Here is a 16,691-nt window from a genome sequence, read left to right as displayed (position 1 = left end):
CTTCGGATTGCGGCACCGGCGGCGTTACCGTCGCCGGTGCACGGGCCGTCATTCGGCGGCAGGCTCGGTCTCTTCGCTATCGCTATTGCCGGGCTCGCCGAGAGCCTCGGTTTCTCCTGCGCTCTCCAGCTTTTGGAACGTGATCTTCTGATCATCCGCGGTCCAGGCGACGCGCACCTTGTCGCCGTCCTCGATCCGGCCCGAAAGCATCTCGCGGGCGAGCTCGGTCTCCAGCTCCGACCGAATTAGCCGTCGCAACTCGCGGGCGCCGAACTCTGGCCGGAAACCCACCGCTCCAAAATGCTCCGCAACGCTTTCGTCGTAGTCGAGTTCGACCCCCTGGGTCATCGCCGTGCGGGCGACGCGGGCCAGCTGCAGCTCGACGATCTGCCGGATTTCCGACTGGTTCAGAGAATGGAAGACGATGATCTCGTCGATCCGGTTGATGAACTCGGGCCGGAAATGAACGCGCAGAACGTCCATCAGTTCGGCCTTCTGCCCGGCCTCGTCGAACTCCTTGGTTCCGCGCTTGCGAAGGTTGCGCTGGATGATGTCGGAACCGAGGTTCGACGTGGCGATGATGATGGTGTTGGTGAAATCCACCACGCGGCCCTTGCCGTCGGTCAGGCGGCCATCGTCGAAGACCTGCAGCAGGATGTTATAGACATCCGCATGCGCCTTCTCGATCTCGTCGAGCAGCACGACAGAATAGGGCCGGCGCCGGACCCGTTCGGTCAACTGGCCGCCCTCGTCGTAGCCGACATAGCCCGGCGGCGCGCCAACCAGCCGCGCGACCGCATGACGTTCGCCATATTCGGACATGTCGATGCGGATCATCGCGTCCTGATCACCGAAGATCGTCTCAGCCAGGGTCTTGGCCAGCTCGGTCTTGCCGACGCCGGTCGGGCCGAGGAACAGGAAGGTCGCGGTCGGGCCGGAGCCCTCGCGCAGCCCGGCGCGCGCCAGTCGCACGGCATCGGCAACGGCGTGGATGGCCTCTTCCTGGCCGATTACCCGCTCATGCAGCTTGTCCTCTAGCTTCAGGAGCTTTTCACGCTCTTCTGTCGTCAGCTCGCTCACCGGCACGCCGGTCAGTTTCGAGACGATCTGCGCCACGTGGTCGGCGCGCACCTCAGCCGTGGCCGAGGCGCGGTCGCGCTTCCAGGTCTCCATCAATTCGTCGAGTTCGGCCTGTTTCGCCTCCAGCTCCTTCTTCAGATCTGCAGCGCGGTCAAATTGCTTGCGGCCGGCGGCGTAATCCTGCTCGCGCCGGATCTGGGCGACCTCGGCCTCGAGCTCCTGCACGTCGACGGGACGCGCGGTGGCGCTGATCTTCACCCGGGCGGCGGCCTGGTCGATCAGGTCGATGGCCTTGTCGGGCATGAAGCGGCCGGTTACGTAGCGGTCGGAAAGCTCGGCCGCCGCGACGATGGCCTCGTCGGTGATCGTCACCTTGTGATGGCTTTCCAGCGTGTCGCGCAGGCCGCGCAGGATCATGATCGTCTGCGCCACCGTCGGCTCATCGACATAGACCGGCTGGAAGCGGCGCTCCAGCGCGGCGTCCTTCTCGATGTATTTCTGGTACTCGTTCAGGGTGGTCGCACCGATCAGGTTCAACTCGCCGCGGGCGAGGGCCGGCTTGAAGGTGTTGGCGATGTCGAGCCCGCCTTCGCCACCACCCTGCCCGGCACCGACGATGGTGTGGATCTCGTCGATGAACAGGATCATGTCGGCCTTGTTGGCCTCGATCTCCTTGAGGATCTTTTGGACGCGTTCCTCGAACTCGCCGCGATATTTTGATCCGGCCACCATCGAGTTGATGTTGAGTTCGATCAGCCGTTTGTCGCGCAGCGCCTCGGGCACCTCGCCCGCGACGATACGCTGCGCCAACCCCTCGATGATCGCGGTCTTGCCGACGCCCGGTTCGCCGATCAGCACCGGGTTGTTCTTCTTGCGCCGCGCCAGAACCTCAATCGTCGTCTCGATTTCACGCGCCCGGCCGATCACCGGGTCGAGCCGGCCCTCGCACGCCAGCTTGGTCAAATCGCGGCTATATTCATCCAGATCAGGCGTGCTCGACGGGGTTTCGACGCGGCCTTCTTCGGCCCCCTGACCGACGACCTTCGTCACCTGCTGACGCAGCGCCTGCGGGGTCAGGCCCAGCCGGTTCAGGATTCCCGACGCAACGCCCTCGCCCTCTTCGGCGAGACCGATCAGAAGGTGTTCGGGGCCGACATAGGAATGGCCCAGCTCGTTCGAGGCGATGAAGGCGCGGTTCAGCGCATCCTTCACCCGCGGGCTGACGCCGATCTCACGGTCCTCCCCCGTTGCGTCGCCCTTCTTCGCTTCGCTCTCGATCTGGCGGCGCAGATCGTCGGCGTCGATCTTGACCTGCCCCAGCACCGTCCGAACAACATCCGAGCCGGTCAGCGCCAGCAGAAGGTGTTCCGTATCAACCTCGGTCCGGCCGAATTCATGCGCCTTCTGGCCCGCCTCCTGCAAAAGCCGGTTGGCCTGTTCGCTCAGGCGGTCAGCGATATTGATGCCGCCACGCCGCGCGGTGCGCCCCGCCTGTCGGATAGGGACGGGTTGCCCCTGATCTTCGCCAAGCCGATCGAAAAGGCCACCGGCATCGCCAAAGAATTCATCGAAGAGCGAGCGCCCTCCGAAAAGCGATTCCAGTGGCGATGCGCTACGCCCCTGCCGTCGGGCGATCCTGCGGTAGTCCTCGTCGCAAAGCTCCATCACCTTGCGTTCACCGTTGACAGAGACCTGCGCACGAAAGCTGGCAGGTCGGGATTTGCAGATATCACAGATGCCGTTTGCCATTTCTCACCTCCGTCTTGCTCCCAGCCGGAACGTCCGGACTGGGTCTCTGTGTTCAGGCCGCCTCGACCTCCTGAGCACGGACCTTTTCTGCGATGGCCCGAAGGTCGGGCTCGTCCAGCGTCTCGCGGTCGAGCAGATCGCGGGACGTTTCCTCCAGCAGCGCCCGGTTCGCGTCGAGAAGTGCGACCGTACGCCCGAAGATGTCGTCGATGATCGCCTTGACAGCGGTATCCATCCGCTCGGCCGTTGCCTCGCTGTGGCGGCGGTTGAGCCAGGCGGATTGATCCCGCGTGCCAAGGAAGCCGGGCCGCTCGGTATCATAGCTGACATGGCCCAGATCGGGGTCCATGCCGTAGCGCGCGACCATGGCCCTGGCGATGTCGGTTGCCTTCACCAGATCGTCGGCGGCACCGGTCGAAAGGTGATCGTATATGACCTTCTCGGCCGCGCGCCCGCCCAGAAGAACGGCGATCTTGTTCTCCAGTTCCTCGCGGGTCATCAGGAAGCGGTCTTCGGTCGGGCGCTGGATCGTATAGCCGAGCGCACCGATCCCGCGCGGGATGATCGAGACCTTGTGCACCGGATCGATCCCCGGCAGCGCCATCGCGACCAGCGCGTGCCCCATTTCGTGATGCGCCACGATTTCCCGCTCGCGCGCGTTCAGAACACGATTGCGCTTTTCCAGCCCGGCGACGATACGCTCTACTGCGTTGTTGAAGTCTTCCATGGTCACCGCATCGGCCTTTCGGCGGGTTGCCAATAGCGCCGCCTCATTGACCAGATTTGCCAGGTCCGCTCCGGAAAAGCCCGGGGTCAGCGCGGCGACCTTCTCGGCATCCACGTCCGGTGCGAGCGTCACCTTCTTCATGTGTACCCCGAGGATCTGGATGCGGCCCTTCTTGTCGGGTTTGTCCACCAGCACCTGCCGGTCGAAGCGCCCGGCCCTGAGCAGCGCCGGGTCGAGGATTTCCGGCCGGTTGGTGGCCGCTAGCAGCACGATCCCCGACGACGGGTCGAAGCCGTCCAGCTCAGTGAGAAGCTGGTTCAGCGTCTGCTCGCGCTCGTCATGCCCGCCGGCCATCTGACCGGAGGCGCGGGCGCGGCCGAGCGCGTCGAGCTCGTCGATGAAGATGATCGCGGGTGCGTTCTTGCGGGCCTGCTCGAACAGATCGCGCACCCTTGCGGCGCCGACGCCCACAAACATCTCGACGAATTCAGAGCCGGAGATCGAGAAGAAGGTCACGCCCGCCTCGCCCGCCACGGCCCGCGCCAGAAGGGTCTTGCCGGTACCCGGCGGGCCGACCAGCAGGATGCCTTTCGGGATACGGGCGCCGAGCTTGCCGTATTCCTCGGGCGTCTTCAGGAAATCGACCACTTCCTCCAGCTCGGCCTTGGCCTCGTCGACCCCGGCCACATCTGCAAAGCTGACGCCGGTTTCCTTCTCCATGTAGACCTTGGCCTTGCTCTTGCCGACCTGCAGGAAACCGCCAAAGCCCTGACGCTCGGCGAACTTGCGAAAGACGAACATCCAGAGACCGAAAAAGACCACTGCAGGCACCACCCAGGAGAGAAGCGCCCCGATCCAGGTGTTTTGCGGAACGCCGGTGATCTCAACATTCGCGTCGTCCAGCCGTTCAAGAATTGCGGGATCGACGATCGTGGTGACGAAGCCAGAGCGGCCGTCGATGGAAGTCTCGAAGGTGCCGGTGATCGTATCGGACCCGACCGCAACCGAAGCGATGTCGCCGTCGGCCAGATACTGTTCGAATTGGCTGTAGCTGATCGGTGCGATGCTGCGGTAGCTGGCGATCAGATCCTGAATAAAGATCACCGCAAAAAACGCGACGATCCAGTACCAGATGTTAAATTCGGTTCTCTTTTCCATCCCCTTCTCTCCTCGGCGCCAACCCGTAGAGATGTTGCTGATTTATCACACTCGGCCAGATTGGTATTGCCTGAGCCGAGTTCAAGAGGGATCCGACATAAAGATCGAAGCTGGCAACGATGCCCAAAATTCTTACATCCCGTGGCGTGCCACTTCCCGTTAGCTGCGAGTGAAATTTATTGCGATCATGACTGCGACGCCGCGCCACAAATTCCTGAACCTGCTCCAATCCATCCTGCTTTTGGCGGGTATGGCGGTCATCGCCTGGTTCATCGTTTCAGCGATTGCGGGACAGGGCTTGGCGATTGCGATCGTCATCGGATCCTTACTGGGATTGCTGCTGTCACCCGGCATCCCGAAACGCCTGTTACTGAACGCCTACGGCGCACGCAGGCTCAGCGGGCGGGAATTTCCAGAGGGCATGGCGATACTGGCCGAACTCGCACGCCGCGCCGGGCTGCCACGTATACCGGAACTCTACTATGTACCGAGCCAGATGCCGAACGCCTTCGCTATGGGCTCTCCGGATGAAAGCGCCGTCTGCGTCAGCGATGGTCTTCTTCGATTGATGAACCAGCGCGAACTGGCCGGGGTCCTGGCGCACGAGGTCGCTCACATCGCCAACCGCGATCTCTGGATCATGGGTCTGGCCGACGCGATGTCGCGCGCAGTGTCGCTCGCGTCCTGGGTTGGGCAACTTATCCTGCTGCTGAACCTGCCGCTCATCCTGGCCGGCGCGGCTTATGTGCCTTGGCAGGTACCACTTGTCCTGATCTTTTCACCCACGATCATGGCCCTTCTTCAGCTCGCGCTGTCGCGGGCCCGGGAATACGATGCCGACAGGGGCGGCGCCGAGCTGACCGGCGATCCCGATGGCCTCGCTTCGGCCCTCCTCAAGCTGGAACGCCGCGTCGGGCGGGTCTGGGAAGAGATGTTCCTGCCCGGTCGCCGCATCCCCGAACCCTCGCTCCTGCGCACGCACCCGCCCACCGCCGATCGAATCCGGCGACTGCGCGCACTTTCCGGACCCAGCCGACCGGTCCAACCGTCCGTTCCCCTGAACGCACCGCGGACTGTGCGCGTCTCCACGCCGCGTTACGGGCCTTGGGGCGTCTATCGATGAGAACATTTTTTTGCGCTGAGGCCTTGAAGCTGCAAATAAGCAACACTTTATCCGCAGCGGAACGCCCAATTGGGGTTTCACGGATACGCGACAGGTTCGGCTGATTCAGCGGACCGCCTGGCGTTCGCCCGAGGGGAACGCATGGCAGACGCGAACGCTCCAGACCACCGCCGAAATGGCGAACCTCGAAGCATGTCCGTTCTCCGCGGGCGTTCAGTGGCGTGGTGACAAATCCACGCCGTCCACTGAAACGAAGGAGGCGCAACATGCTCTATCCCACCTACACACGTCGCAGCGATCCGTTTGCGCTGATGCGCTCGATGCTGCGCGATTTTGAGAGGACTTCTCCTGGCCGCGTGACCCAGCCCGTTTTCCCCGCCGTGAACATCTGGCAGGGCGACGAGGCGGTCGCGATCACGGCAGAACTCCCTGGCGTGGACCCAGCCGACATCGACATTTCGGTGAAGGAGAATGTGCTGACACTCTCCGGCGAGCGTAAGGCTCCCGAAATGCCGGAAGGCGCCCGCTGGCACCGCAACGAACGCGGCTTTGGCAAGTTCGCCCGTTCGGTTCGGCTGCCCTTCGTGGCCGCGGAGGACAAGGTCGAGGCGCGGATGACCAACGGTGTGCTGCGCATCGTGATTGGCCGCCCCGAAGAGGACAAGCCGCGGAAAATCGAGATCAAGGCTGCGTAAGAGGAGGACTGATCCATGACCAACGACGTGACTCATACTGCCGACAAGACCCCGGCCGAGACACCGGAGACCACCACCGGGCGTCGCATCTACAGGCCGTTGACCGACATCGTCGAAACCGCTGACGAGGTGACGCTGACACTCGAGATGCCGGGTGTCGCCGCCGAGGACGTGGACATCACGCTCGAAAAGCGCGTGCTGACGATCCGCGGCAAGGTCCACACCACACAGCCCGAGAAGCTGCAACTGGCCTATGCCGAATACGGCGAGGGCGATTTCGAGCGAGCCTTTACCATGTCCGACGACTTCGACCCCGACAAGATCGGCGCGCAGGTCTCGAATGGTGTGCTGACCCTGACGTTGCCGCGCGCAGCGGAAGCCCAACCCAAAAAGATCACGGTAACGGCTTCGTAAACCCGACATGTCGCACCCAAAAAGAAGAAAGGAGGACTCATATGCAGATCAAGGACCTGATCCCCTGGGCGCGGAAGGATCATGCGCCCGACCCGAAAAGTGATGACCAGAACCCCATCGCCACCCTTCAACGCGACATGAACCGTGTGTTCGAAGGCTTCTGGAACCGCGTCGGCGATTTCGACTGGCCATGGGGAGGCGGCGAGGCGAAATCCGACGTGGTCGAGACCGAAGATCACGTGGAGGTATCGATCGAACTGCCCGGGATGGAAATGAAGGACATCGAGGTCACCGTGACCGACGACATGCTGACCATCAAGGGAGAGAAGAAGATCGAGCGGCAGGAGGAGAAGAAGGGCTACTATCTCTCCGAACGCAGCTATGGCGCGATCTATCGCACGATCCCGCTACCGCCGGGAGTCGACGGTGAGAAGGCCGATGCCAGCTTCAAGAACGGCGTGCTGACGATCAAGCTGCCGCAGACCCCGGAGGCGCAGGCCAAGGTCAAGCGCATCGAGGTGAAAAACGCCTGATGCCAAATGGCGTGCCGGCGGCACCGTGCTGTCGGCACGACGACCTACACTTCTCCAGTCTTGGACGGCTAAATCCAATCGGGAGAGAGCGATGCAGGTCCGGTTGGAACTTCAGGCAGTTGCCCGGGACTGGTCTTCCGCAAAAGTACTTCCCAGCAGTTCACATAGCTAAAATGGACGAACGATCTCGTCAAAAGCACGGCACCAGAACCCTGCACGATCGAGTGCGAGACCCACCTATGGGGGCATCGAGCGGATGACACACGATGAAAAGGAGAGCACGTGACATTGAGTTTCGGCACCTGCGGTGCTTCGTTAATGCAGCCGATCATGGCAGTTTCCGAAAGGCTGGAAGCACGATGGGTGTCCAGCAGTCATCAATCAGTCGATGCATCTGCGATCTCGAAGATCGCCTCGGAACATCCTTGTTCCACCGTCATCGAAGCGGTGTGACCCTAAACCGCGCCGGGCAACAATTTCTACCTCGCGCACGTCAGATAATTCGCGGGCTTGATGAGAGCTTGCACGCGATGGCGGCACTTGGCAGATCGGAAAACGGCCGTATAAGAGTCGGCATTTATTCATCGATTGCCTCGGGCTTTCTGGCCGAATTGCTGCGCTCCTTCGGGGGGCAGCACAATCATGTGCAGATCGAATTGATCGATGGAAACCCGGAAGAACACGTCGCTGCCATTCGCGGGCTCAAACTCGACGTCGCTTTCCTAACCGGAACCCGAACCTGGCAAGATTGCGACAGCGCATTGATGTGGTCGGAAGGTGTTTTCGTTGTCCTGCCTGAACGCCATGAGTTAGCCATCCGGACAGCAGTCGACTGGCGCGAGCTTAGCGGCGAGGCTTTCATGGTCAGCGAAACAGCGCCAGGCCAAGAGATCTATGACTATCTGGTGAGGAAGCTGGCAGAGCTCAGTTGGCACCCTGACATACATGTGCAGTCCGTAAGTCGAGATAACCTGCTGTCATTGGTTGCCATTGGGCGAGGTTTGACCGTGGTCAGCGAGGCAATGACAGTGACGACCCATCCGGGAGTGGTCTTTCGACCGATCAAGGGCGAGCGCCTTCCGTTTTCTGCAATCTGGTCGCCGAATAACGACAACCCCGCGTTCAGGCGTCTTCTGAGCATGGCGAGGACAAAAGCAGGGTCGGAAAGAAGCGCGGCTATCAGTGAGCATCTCTGTGGATTTGAGCCGCACGCCTCGCCTTCGCAAACCCGCGATCTGTCGCAATAAACCTCTGGAGCATCGGCACGATCAGCCGCACAGGATCACTTACAGGCTGCCCCGTCTCCCGCCCCAGCACCTCGGCATAGGCGACCAGATCGCGGTGAAGCGGCGCGGGCAATTCCACCGTCACCTTAACCGGCTTGTCATCGGGCAACGGCCCAAGCTTCAGTTTCGCCATGATCACCCTCCTGCGTTCTCGAATACCAGATCGCGGGTGACGATGATCCTGACCGGGAACCCTGGCCGGATGGTCAGCGTCGGCGCGACCTGCAACTGACGCTGGACGATCTGCTGACCGGCCTGGTTAATCGTGTCCACTGCGCCATCGCGGATCGCCTGGACCAGGCGGTCTTCGTCATCGGTGGCGAGATCCGCGCCGATCGCGAGAAGTGTTGACAGGCCTGCCGCGCGCATCAGGTCCCACCAATGGTAGTCGATGCCATCTTCGAGACCGGCATAGCCGCTCGCATCCGCCCCCGGCAGACGTTCGAGAACGATGGATCGACCGCCCGGCAGGATCAGGCGGTTCCAGACCAGCAGCACGCGGCGTTGGCCAAACGTCACGCCGTCATCGTATTGGCCGATGATGCGGGTTCCTTGTGGGATCAACAGCAGCGATCCGGTCGGGCTGTCATAGACATTCTCGGTGACCTGCGCGGTGATCTGCCCCGGGAGATCGGAGCGAATGCCGGTGATGAGCGCGGCGGGTATCACCGCTCCCGCCTGAAGGATGTACGGCGAGGCTGGCGGCTGAATGCGATCCGATGCGACGGTCTGCCGGTCCACCGGACCGTTGAGGAAAGCCGTATGCCGACTCCCCTCAGGTTGCTCGGAGCCACCCAGGCCCGGAAGGTTCACGCCGGCCCCGGCCGTCGTTGCCCCGCCAGACGCCGTCTGGAAGAAGACACCGCTCAGACGCGCGGTTTCCTCCTCTGCCCTGCGGCGCTCCGCGTCCGGATCGACGGTCGGGCCCACAATCGGCGGAGGGCCTACGGGCACTCCCCGCTCCTGCGCATCGAGGATCGGCCGCCCGAGGTCACCGGGCAGCGCGGGTCCCAGAACCGGGCCGGTATAGTCGGACGGCAACCCTTCCAGGCCGTCCGCTGCCGGTCGGTTGTCTATGGAATAGAGTTCTCCACCTCCCGGCCCTGCCTCACGGGTCTGGAGCGCATAGATCAGCGCACCCCCGATGCCGAACAGCGCGATCGCTCCGACACCGGCCAGAACCTTGCGCGACAGCCTGGTCACGCGCGGCGGATCGGGGCGCAGACGCATCGGAGCTGCGGTATCGGTTTCAGTCATGACGCCCCACCCCTTCGCGCATCCCCCTCCGTCCGCGCATCCGCCTCGCGCTCCTCCATGCGCACGACCCGGACCACCTGCTGGCGGTCTCCTGCTCCCAGCCGGAGCTCGGCGGCGCCGAAGAGGCGATCCACGATCAGCACGTTCCGGAGGATACGGCTGTTGACGATCTGCGGTTCTCCATCGGCGCCGAGCACGAAGAGCGGCGGCATCTCGCCCTGGGCGATGCCAGCCGGGAAGACGACATAGACGCGACGGCCGTCGTCGAAGACAGAAACCGGGCGCCAGGGCGGGCTTTCCCCCTGAATCTGCAAGCCGTAGCGATGATTGCGGGCAGAGGGCGCAGGAATGGTCGGCGCGGTTGCCATGGCCTGTCGCCCACCACGGGGCGCTGCCGGATAGGCCCAGGCGACCGAGGGCATGTAGAGTGCCTCGCGCGCACGCAGCTCGATCGTATACACCCGCCTGTCAGTGCTGATCACCAGATTGGTCGAGATGTCGTCCCGCGTCGGTTTGACGAGGATGTGGACGCGGGCGGTGGATCCGGACCCGCTCTCCGTGTCACCGATGATCCAGCGCGTGGTATCCCCTGCGGCGATCGGACCCGCGCCGGTCAGACGTTCGCCCGGCTCGAGTGCGATGTTGGTGATCTGACCCGGCGCGGCATAGACCTGATAGAGGGCGCCTTCCGACCAGGGATAGATCTGGATCGCATTGTAATAGCCTTCCCGACGCGGTTCGATCCGGGCGGCAGCATTGGCGTTTTCGATACGTCCGGTCGGTGTGCCTGCCACCGCTCCGCCATGCGCCACTGTCCAGACCGGCGGCGTGTGCAGTGGCCGAGGACGTTCCTCGGCAGCCGAGGCGGGCGGAGTGGGCAGCGGTGGCACGGACTCGTCGTAGCTGAATTCCGGCACCGGGTTGCTGGCACACCCCTCCAGCACCGTCGCAGACAGCAGCAGGGCCACCAACGTCGGCGTACTGACCATCGGAGCTCTGGTCTCACGAACATGCGTGCCAGTCATTGGCTCATCTCCCGCGACCAGGAGATCGCATTGACATAGATTCCAAGGGGATTGGCGCGCAGGCGCTCGGCGCTGCGCGGGGTCTGGATCACGACGGTCAGGATCGCGGTCCAGCGCTCGGCCGTGGAAAGCTGGCCGTTCTCGTAGTGGCGTTCGGTCCACGCGACGCGGAACGATCCCGGCGAGGCCCGGATGACCGAGGACACCTCGACAGCGATCTGTTGACGACCGACGCGGGTGAACGGGTCGTTGGCGCGGGCGAAATCGTTGAGCGCGGCCGCGCCGCGATCCGTGGTGAACTCATAGGCGCGCAGCCAGTTCTGCCGCACGATGATCGGATCGGCGGGGATGGACCGGACCTGTTCGATGAAACGGCCAAGATGGAACGCGATCTGGGGATCGGTGGGCTCGTAGTCGGTGGAGGCTGGCGCGACAGTTTGGGCCTCGCCGAGCGCGTCGACCTGAACGACCCAGGGCACTACTGTGCCGCGTGCGGATTGCCAGACCAGGGCGCCAGCAAAACCCGCCGCCAGGATCAGGCTGCCAAAGGCCATGTAGCGCCAGTTGCGGGCCTGAACACGGGCGGAGCCGATACGCTCATCCCAGACCTGCGCGGCCTTCTGGTAAGGCGTCTCTGGCTGAGGTGTCTTGCCATAATGGGTGGCGGAGCGCTTGAAGAGGTTCATGAGCGATCCCTTTCGGAGAGATTAACGAAGGAGCCCGAGCCATGGCTGTCGCCGGACCGGACGGCGTGGGCGGCAGCGCGCACGCCATGGCTCACGGCCTGGCTATGGCGCATGCGCTTCGCCCAGGCTGGCGGGCCATCGGGAGCGGACGGGCCGGAGCTGTCAGGCTCAGGTGCCGCGCCGCCGACCGTGCCCATCGAGGTGGTTCCGCCCGTCGCCACAACACCGCCCTTTACGCCCTCGGCGTAGCTGGACTGGATCCCGCCAGCCGCGCGAGAGGACGCCTTCTTGAGCGGTGATGCCGCGGCAGCGGCCCCGGCGCGCGCCACACCAGCCATCCCGCCGGAGAGACCACCTCCGCCCATCGAGCCGAGCGTGTAGGCGCTCGAGGCAGCGCCCGCCGCGGTGGCGCCGCCGCGTGCGAGGGCGGCACCACCGGAGAGCGCGGACCCGGCCCCGCGCGCTGCGAGCATGCTCGCCCCTCCGGCCCCGATCATAGCGCCACCAACGGCAAGGCCGGTGCCTATGGCCGCCCCCGCGCTGAGTTGGGGCCCGCCGGACACCAGACCCGAGGCGATGCCGGGACCGAAGATACCGAGGCCCAGCAGAGACAGGGCGGCCAGCACAATCGCCATGGCATCATCGATGGTCGGCGTCACGCCGCCGAAGCCAGCGGTGAACTGGCCGAAGAGCGTCGATCCGATGCCGATGATCACGGCGAGGACGAGAACCTTGATGCCGGACGAGATGACGTTGCCCAGCACGCGCTCGGCCATGAACGCGGTCTTGCCGAAGAGGCCGAATGGGATCAGCACGAAGCCCGCGAGGGTCGTGAGCTTGAACTCGATCAGGGTGACGAAGAGCTGCACCGCGAGGATAAAGAAGGCGAGGATCACCAGCGCCCAGGCGAAGAACAGGCAGAGGATCTGGACGAGGTTCTCGAAGACCGCGACCCAACCCATCAGATCGGAGATGCTTTCGAGCAGCGGCCGTCCGGCCTCGAGCCCGGTCTGGGCGACGCGGCCGGGGCGCAGAAGATCGGCGGCGGAAAACCCGGTGCCCGAGGCCATCAGACCGAGGCCCGCGAAGCTCTCGAAGACGATCCGGGCGAGGTTGTTCCAGTTGGAGATAATATAGGCGAAGACCCCGACAAAGAGAGTCTTCTTCACCAGCCGGGCGATGATATCGTCATCGGCACCCCAGGCCCAGAACAGCGCCGCCAGCGTCACGTCGATGACGATCAGCGTGGTGGCGATGAAAGCCACCTCACCCCCGAGCAGCCCGAACCCGCTGTCGATATAGCTGGTGAAGATGCCCAGGAAGTTGTCGATGACGCCGGTTCCGCCCATCTGCCTATTGTCCTTCGCGGGTGTTCGAGGCGGCTGGAGTAGAGGGCGCTGGCGTCCGGCCAAGGAACCGGTCACGGCTCTCGGCCCAGGCGGCGAGGCAATCGGCATCGCTGGCGGCGGCCTCACCGAGCTGCTGGCACCGGCGCAGCGTCGCGCGGAGAGGATCGGCAGATGGCTGGAGCGCGGGCGCGGTGCTGGCCGGCACGGGAGCATCCTCGCGTGTCATCTCGATCACCGTGGCTGTGATCGCGATCGCCACGAACACGATGGCCGCGATCCGGGCCAGCACCTTCCCCTCCATTGTCTCCCCTTCCGGCCTCAGTTGAACATTTGCGCGTTGCCGGGCTGGTAGCCCGCACCCGGCGTCAGGAAGCGTTCGCGCTGGATGCGGCCCTGTTCTGCAGCGGTGGCGCGCTCGGCCTCGGTCAGCGCATTGGCGCGACCGTTTGCCGAGATCACCGCGATCAGATCCGAGAGCTGCTGCGATTGCAGGGCGAGGAGCTGGTTGCCCGCCTGCGTGGCCTGCAGAGCACCGACAGCGTTCTGGCTCTGCCCCACGAGCGCGGACATCTCGGCACGATTGGCTTCGATATTGCCGACGACACCGGCCTGCACGCGCATCGCATCCTGCAGACCACCGACGGTGTTCTCCCAACGAGACCGGGCCTCAGCGATCAGCTGCTGGTCGGTCGCCGTCAGGGAGAGGTTGCCATAGTCCTGCTGGAACATCTGGTCGATGCTCTGCACGTCGAAGGCGATGTTCTGCGCCTGGGCCAGGAGTTGCTGTGTGCGGCTGACGTTCTGCTGGATTTGGTGGAGCGCGGAATACGGCAGGTTGGCGAGATTGCGCGCCTGGTTGATCAGCATCTGCGCTTCGTTCTGGAGCTGTGCGATCTGGTTGTTGATCTGCTCCAGAGCGCGCGCCGCGGTCAGGAGGTTTTCGGCATGGTTGGTCGGGTCGTAGACGATGAAAGGCCCCCCGCCGATGCCGAAGAGCGCATGGGCGGGGGGCGCTGCGATGGGCGACATGGCCATGGGCATCGCCAGCGCGAGGGCGAACAGCGACGGGCCGGCGAACCGAAACGTAATCTTGCGTGTCATGGTGTGACTTCCTCTTCTTCAAGGTCGATGTCGGCGTCCTCAACAACAGCGGAGGCCGGAGATTCCCCTTCTGCGTCGATGGCGAGATTGGTGAGCTCGGGGATCAGGTCGGCGGCCCAATCGAGGCCATGCGCCTTCAGCCAGGCGGCGAGGAAGCCGTCTTGGCCGTGCCCGGCGCAGATCTCGACAATCAGCGCCTGATCCGATTTGGACGATGCCGCGCACAGCGCGAGCCCAACGTCACTGAGGCCCAGTTCGAACAGCCGGTTGCCGCGCCGCGACTGACAGTAGTAGTCGCGCTTGGGCGTGGCCCGCGCGAGGATCTCGATCTGCCGGCCATTGAGGCCAAAGCGACGATAGATGGTCGTGATCTGGGGCTCGATGGCCCGCTCGTTGGGCAACAGGAGCCGTGTCGGGCAACTTTCGATGATCGCCGGTGCGATGGTACTGCCGTCGATGTCGCTGAGGCTCTGCGTCGCGAAAATCACAGAAGCATTCTTCTTCCTGAGCGTCTTCAGCCATTCGCGGAGTTGCTCCGCGAAGGCATCGTCATCGAGCGCGAGCCAGCCCTCGTCGATGATGAGCAGCGTGGGGCGTCCGTCGAGCCGATCACCGATCCGGTGGAACAGGTAAGAGAGGACGGCGGGCGCCGCGCCGGTTCCCACCAGCCCCTCGATCTCGAAGGCCTGCACATCCGACGATCCCAGCTGTTCGGTCTCGGCATCGAGCAGCCGGCCATAGGGCCCCCCGACGCAATATGCGCGGAGCGCCTGCTTCAGGTCGTTGGACTGCAGCAGGACCGCGAGGCCGGTCATGGTCCGCTCGCCCACAGGGGCCGAGGCCAGCGAGGTCAGTGCCGTCCAGATATGTTCCTTCACATCCGGGGTAATCTGGATGTTCTCGCGCGTCAGGATGGCGACGATCCAGTCGGCCGCCCAGGCGCGCTCCGACGTCTCGTGAATGCGGGCCAAGGGCTGTAGCGAGACAGAGCTCTCGTCCGCGTCGGTCAGTTCTCCGCCGAGGTCATGCCAGTCGCCGCCCATGGCGAGCGAAGCGGCGCGGATCGAGCCGCCGAAGTCGAAGGCGAAGACCTGGCTGCGCGAGTACCGCCGGAACTGAAGCGCCATCAGCGCCAGCAACACGGATTTGCCCGCGCCGGTCGGGCCGACGACGAGGGTGTGACCGACATCCCCGACATGAAGAGAAAACCGGAACGGGGTGGAGCCTTCGGTCCTGGCGTAGAGCAACGGAGCGTCGCCGAAATGCTCATCCTGTTCCGGCCCTGCCCAGACCGCCGAGAGCGGGATCATATGGGCGAGATTCAATGTGCTGATCGGTGGCTGCCGGACATTGGCATAGGCATGGCCGGGAAGACTTCCGAGCCAGGCATCGACGGCGTTGACCGTCTCGACCATGACGCTGAAATCGCGGGACTGGACGATCTTCTCGACCAGCCGCAGCTTCTCGTCAGCGCGGCGGACATCCTCGTCCCAGACCACGATCGTCGCGGTGACATAGGCCATGCCAGCCACGTCCGCGCCAAGTTCCTGCAGGGCCATGTCCGCGTCGGCGGCCTTGTTCGCGGCATCTGTATCGACCAGCGCGGATTGCTCGTTGGTCATCACCTCCTTGAGGATCGCGGCGATGGACTTACGCTTGGCAAACCACTGACGGCGTATCCGGGTCAGCAGCTTCGTCGCATCCAGCTTGTCCATGAGAATGGCCCTGGTCGACCAGCGATAGGGAAAGGCCAGCCGGTTCAAATCGTCGAGCAGGCCCGGGGTCGTGGCGCCGGGAAAGCCGGTGATCGTCAGGACGCGGAAATGCTGATTGCCCAGGCGCGGCTCCAGCCCGCCGGCCAGCGGCTGGTCGGGCAAGAGCGCGTCGAGATAGACCGGCACCTCGGGCACGCGCACGCGGTGTCGGTTGGTCGAAATCGTCGAATGCAGGTAGGTGAGCGTATCGGCGTCATCGAGCCAGTGGCAGTCCGGCATGAAGCCGTCGAGCAGCGCCAACACGCGATCGGTACGATCGATGAAGCCGCGCACCTGTTCCCAGGGGTTCACACCTGAGGTCTCGCGGCCCTCGTAGAGCCAGGATTCTGAGCGTGCCGCATCCTCGGCGGGCGGAAGCCAGAGGAGGGTCAGGAAATAGCCGGATACGAAATGGCTCCCCTCCTCCTCGAAATCGGCCTTGCGCTCGGCATCGACCAGCGCCGATGCCGCATCCGGGAAGGTGCTTGCAGGATAGGTCGCGGCCTCAGAGCGCTGCGCTTCCACGAAGATCGCCCAACCCGAACCGAGGCGGCGGAATGCGTTGTTCAACCGTCCGGCGACCGCGACCAGTTCGGCCGCGACGGCGCTGTCCAGATCGGGACCCCGAAACTTCGCCGTCCTCTGAAACGAGCCGTCTTTGTTGAGGACCACGCCCTCCCCGACCAGCGCCACCCAGGGCAGGTAGTCGGCGAGGCGCGAGGCGGTGCGACGGTATTCTGCGAGATTCATCATG

General features: G+C 64.0%; 15 protein-coding genes and 1 pseudogene. 6 read left to right on the top strand and 10 right to left on the bottom strand.

The genetic code is table 11. The annotated features are described in order from the left end of the window. Nucleotides 1-48 precede the first annotated feature (48 nt). Together G455_RS23490 and ftsH are read right to left on the bottom strand one after the other, a co-directional pair. A complete protein-coding gene (locus G455_RS23490) occupies nucleotides 49-2,829 on the bottom strand; it encodes an ATP-dependent Clp protease ATP-binding subunit (RefSeq protein ID WP_035366328.1) in 2,781 nt (926 codons plus the stop codon). Between the two features lie 52 nt (nucleotides 2,830-2,881). Beyond that, the gene (gene ftsH / locus G455_RS0106480) at nucleotides 2,882-4,714 is read right to left on the bottom strand and encodes an ATP-dependent zinc metalloprotease FtsH (protein WP_028092950.1); all 1,833 of its coding nucleotides are present in this window, start codon (nucleotides 4,712-4,714) and stop codon (nucleotides 2,882-2,884) included. A gap of 187 nt (nucleotides 4,715-4,901) precedes the next feature. Between ftsH and G455_RS0106475 the strand changes: the two genes are divergently transcribed. The 6 genes and pseudogenes from G455_RS0106475 to G455_RS25950 all read left to right on the top strand — a co-directional run bounded on the left by G455_RS0106475 (nucleotide 4,902) and on the right by G455_RS25950 (nucleotide 8,726). Beyond that, on the top strand, nucleotides 4,902-5,837 hold the full coding sequence (locus G455_RS0106475; RefSeq protein WP_028092949.1) for a zinc metalloprotease HtpX: 936 nt from the start codon (nucleotides 4,902-4,904) through the stop codon (nucleotides 5,835-5,837). 266 nt (nucleotides 5,838-6,103) lie between these two features. Then, a complete protein-coding gene (locus G455_RS0106470) occupies nucleotides 6,104-6,532 on the top strand; it encodes an Hsp20/alpha crystallin family protein (RefSeq protein WP_028092948.1) in 429 nt (142 codons plus the stop codon). A gap of 15 nt (nucleotides 6,533-6,547) precedes the next feature. Next, a complete protein-coding gene (locus G455_RS0106465) occupies nucleotides 6,548-6,946 on the top strand; it encodes an Hsp20/alpha crystallin family protein (RefSeq protein ID WP_028092947.1) in 399 nt (132 codons plus the stop codon). 41 nt (nucleotides 6,947-6,987) lie between these two features. Further along, the gene (locus G455_RS0106460) at nucleotides 6,988-7,479 is read left to right on the top strand and encodes an Hsp20/alpha crystallin family protein (RefSeq protein WP_028092946.1); all 492 of its coding nucleotides are present in this window, start codon (nucleotides 6,988-6,990) and stop codon (nucleotides 7,477-7,479) included. Between the two features lie 266 nt (nucleotides 7,480-7,745). After that, nucleotides 7,746-7,892, top strand: a pseudogene (locus G455_RS26885) (LysR family transcriptional regulator); the annotation flags it as partial. Nucleotides 7,893-8,009: 117 nt separating this feature from the next. Continuing rightward, on the top strand, nucleotides 8,010-8,726 hold the full coding sequence (locus G455_RS25950) for a LysR family substrate-binding domain-containing protein (RefSeq protein ID WP_229861740.1): 717 nt from the start codon (nucleotides 8,010-8,012) through the stop codon (nucleotides 8,724-8,726). Here G455_RS25950 and G455_RS0106455 read toward each other — a convergent pair. The 8 genes from G455_RS0106455 to trbE are packed head-to-tail and all read right to left on the bottom strand — an operon-like array spanning nucleotide 8,659 to nucleotide 16,690. Then, entirely contained in the window at nucleotides 8,659-8,898 is a 240-nt protein-coding gene (locus G455_RS0106455) for a DUF2274 domain-containing protein (protein WP_028092945.1), read from the bottom strand. The two genes, G455_RS25950 and G455_RS0106455, sit on opposite strands and share 68 nt — an antisense overlap. A gap of 2 nt (nucleotides 8,899-8,900) precedes the next feature. Next, nucleotides 8,901-10,022 carry a TrbI/VirB10 family protein gene (locus G455_RS0106450; protein ID WP_028092944.1) on the bottom strand — a complete coding sequence of 374 codons (1,122 nt, stop codon included), beginning with the start codon at nucleotides 10,020-10,022 and terminating at the stop codon, nucleotides 8,901-8,903. Beyond that, complete coding sequence (gene trbG / locus G455_RS0106445; RefSeq protein ID WP_028092943.1) at nucleotides 10,019-11,047, bottom strand: P-type conjugative transfer protein TrbG; 1,029 nt, start codon at nucleotides 11,045-11,047, stop codon at nucleotides 10,019-10,021. The genes G455_RS0106450 and trbG overlap by 4 nt, the downstream gene beginning before the upstream one ends. After that, on the bottom strand, nucleotides 11,044-11,733 hold the full coding sequence (trbF, locus tag G455_RS0106440; protein ID WP_028092942.1) for a conjugal transfer protein TrbF: 690 nt from the start codon (nucleotides 11,731-11,733) through the stop codon (nucleotides 11,044-11,046). The genes trbG and trbF overlap by 4 nt, the downstream gene beginning before the upstream one ends. Next, nucleotides 11,730-13,082, bottom strand: coding sequence for a P-type conjugative transfer protein TrbL (trbL, locus tag G455_RS0106435; protein WP_028092941.1), 1,353 nt, complete (start codon nucleotides 13,080-13,082; stop codon nucleotides 11,730-11,732). The genes trbF and trbL overlap by 4 nt, the downstream gene beginning before the upstream one ends. Before the next feature lie 4 nt (nucleotides 13,083-13,086). After that, on the bottom strand, nucleotides 13,087-13,383 hold the full coding sequence (gene trbK-alt / locus G455_RS0106430; RefSeq protein WP_028092940.1) for a putative entry exclusion protein TrbK-alt: 297 nt from the start codon (nucleotides 13,381-13,383) through the stop codon (nucleotides 13,087-13,089). 17 nt (nucleotides 13,384-13,400) lie between these two features. Further along, nucleotides 13,401-14,183 (bottom strand): P-type conjugative transfer protein TrbJ, encoded by a 783-nt coding sequence (trbJ, locus tag G455_RS0106425; RefSeq protein ID WP_028092939.1) that lies wholly within the window; start codon nucleotides 14,181-14,183, stop codon nucleotides 13,401-13,403. After that, a complete protein-coding gene (trbE, locus tag G455_RS0106420) occupies nucleotides 14,180-16,690 on the bottom strand; it encodes a conjugal transfer protein TrbE (RefSeq protein ID WP_028092938.1) in 2,511 nt (836 codons plus the stop codon). Before trbE ends, trbJ begins: the two co-directional genes overlap by 4 nt. Between the last annotated feature and the right edge of the window lies 1 nt (nucleotide 16,691).

Origin of the sequence: Pseudodonghicola xiamenensis DSM 18339 (assembly GCF_000429365.1) — a bacterium.
In the GTDB taxonomy this organism is placed as follows: domain Bacteria; phylum Pseudomonadota; class Alphaproteobacteria; order Rhodobacterales; family Rhodobacteraceae; genus Pseudodonghicola; species Pseudodonghicola xiamenensis.
The sequence above is the reverse complement of the archived record's forward strand: the minus strand, read 5'-3'. Positions and strand labels throughout refer to the sequence as shown.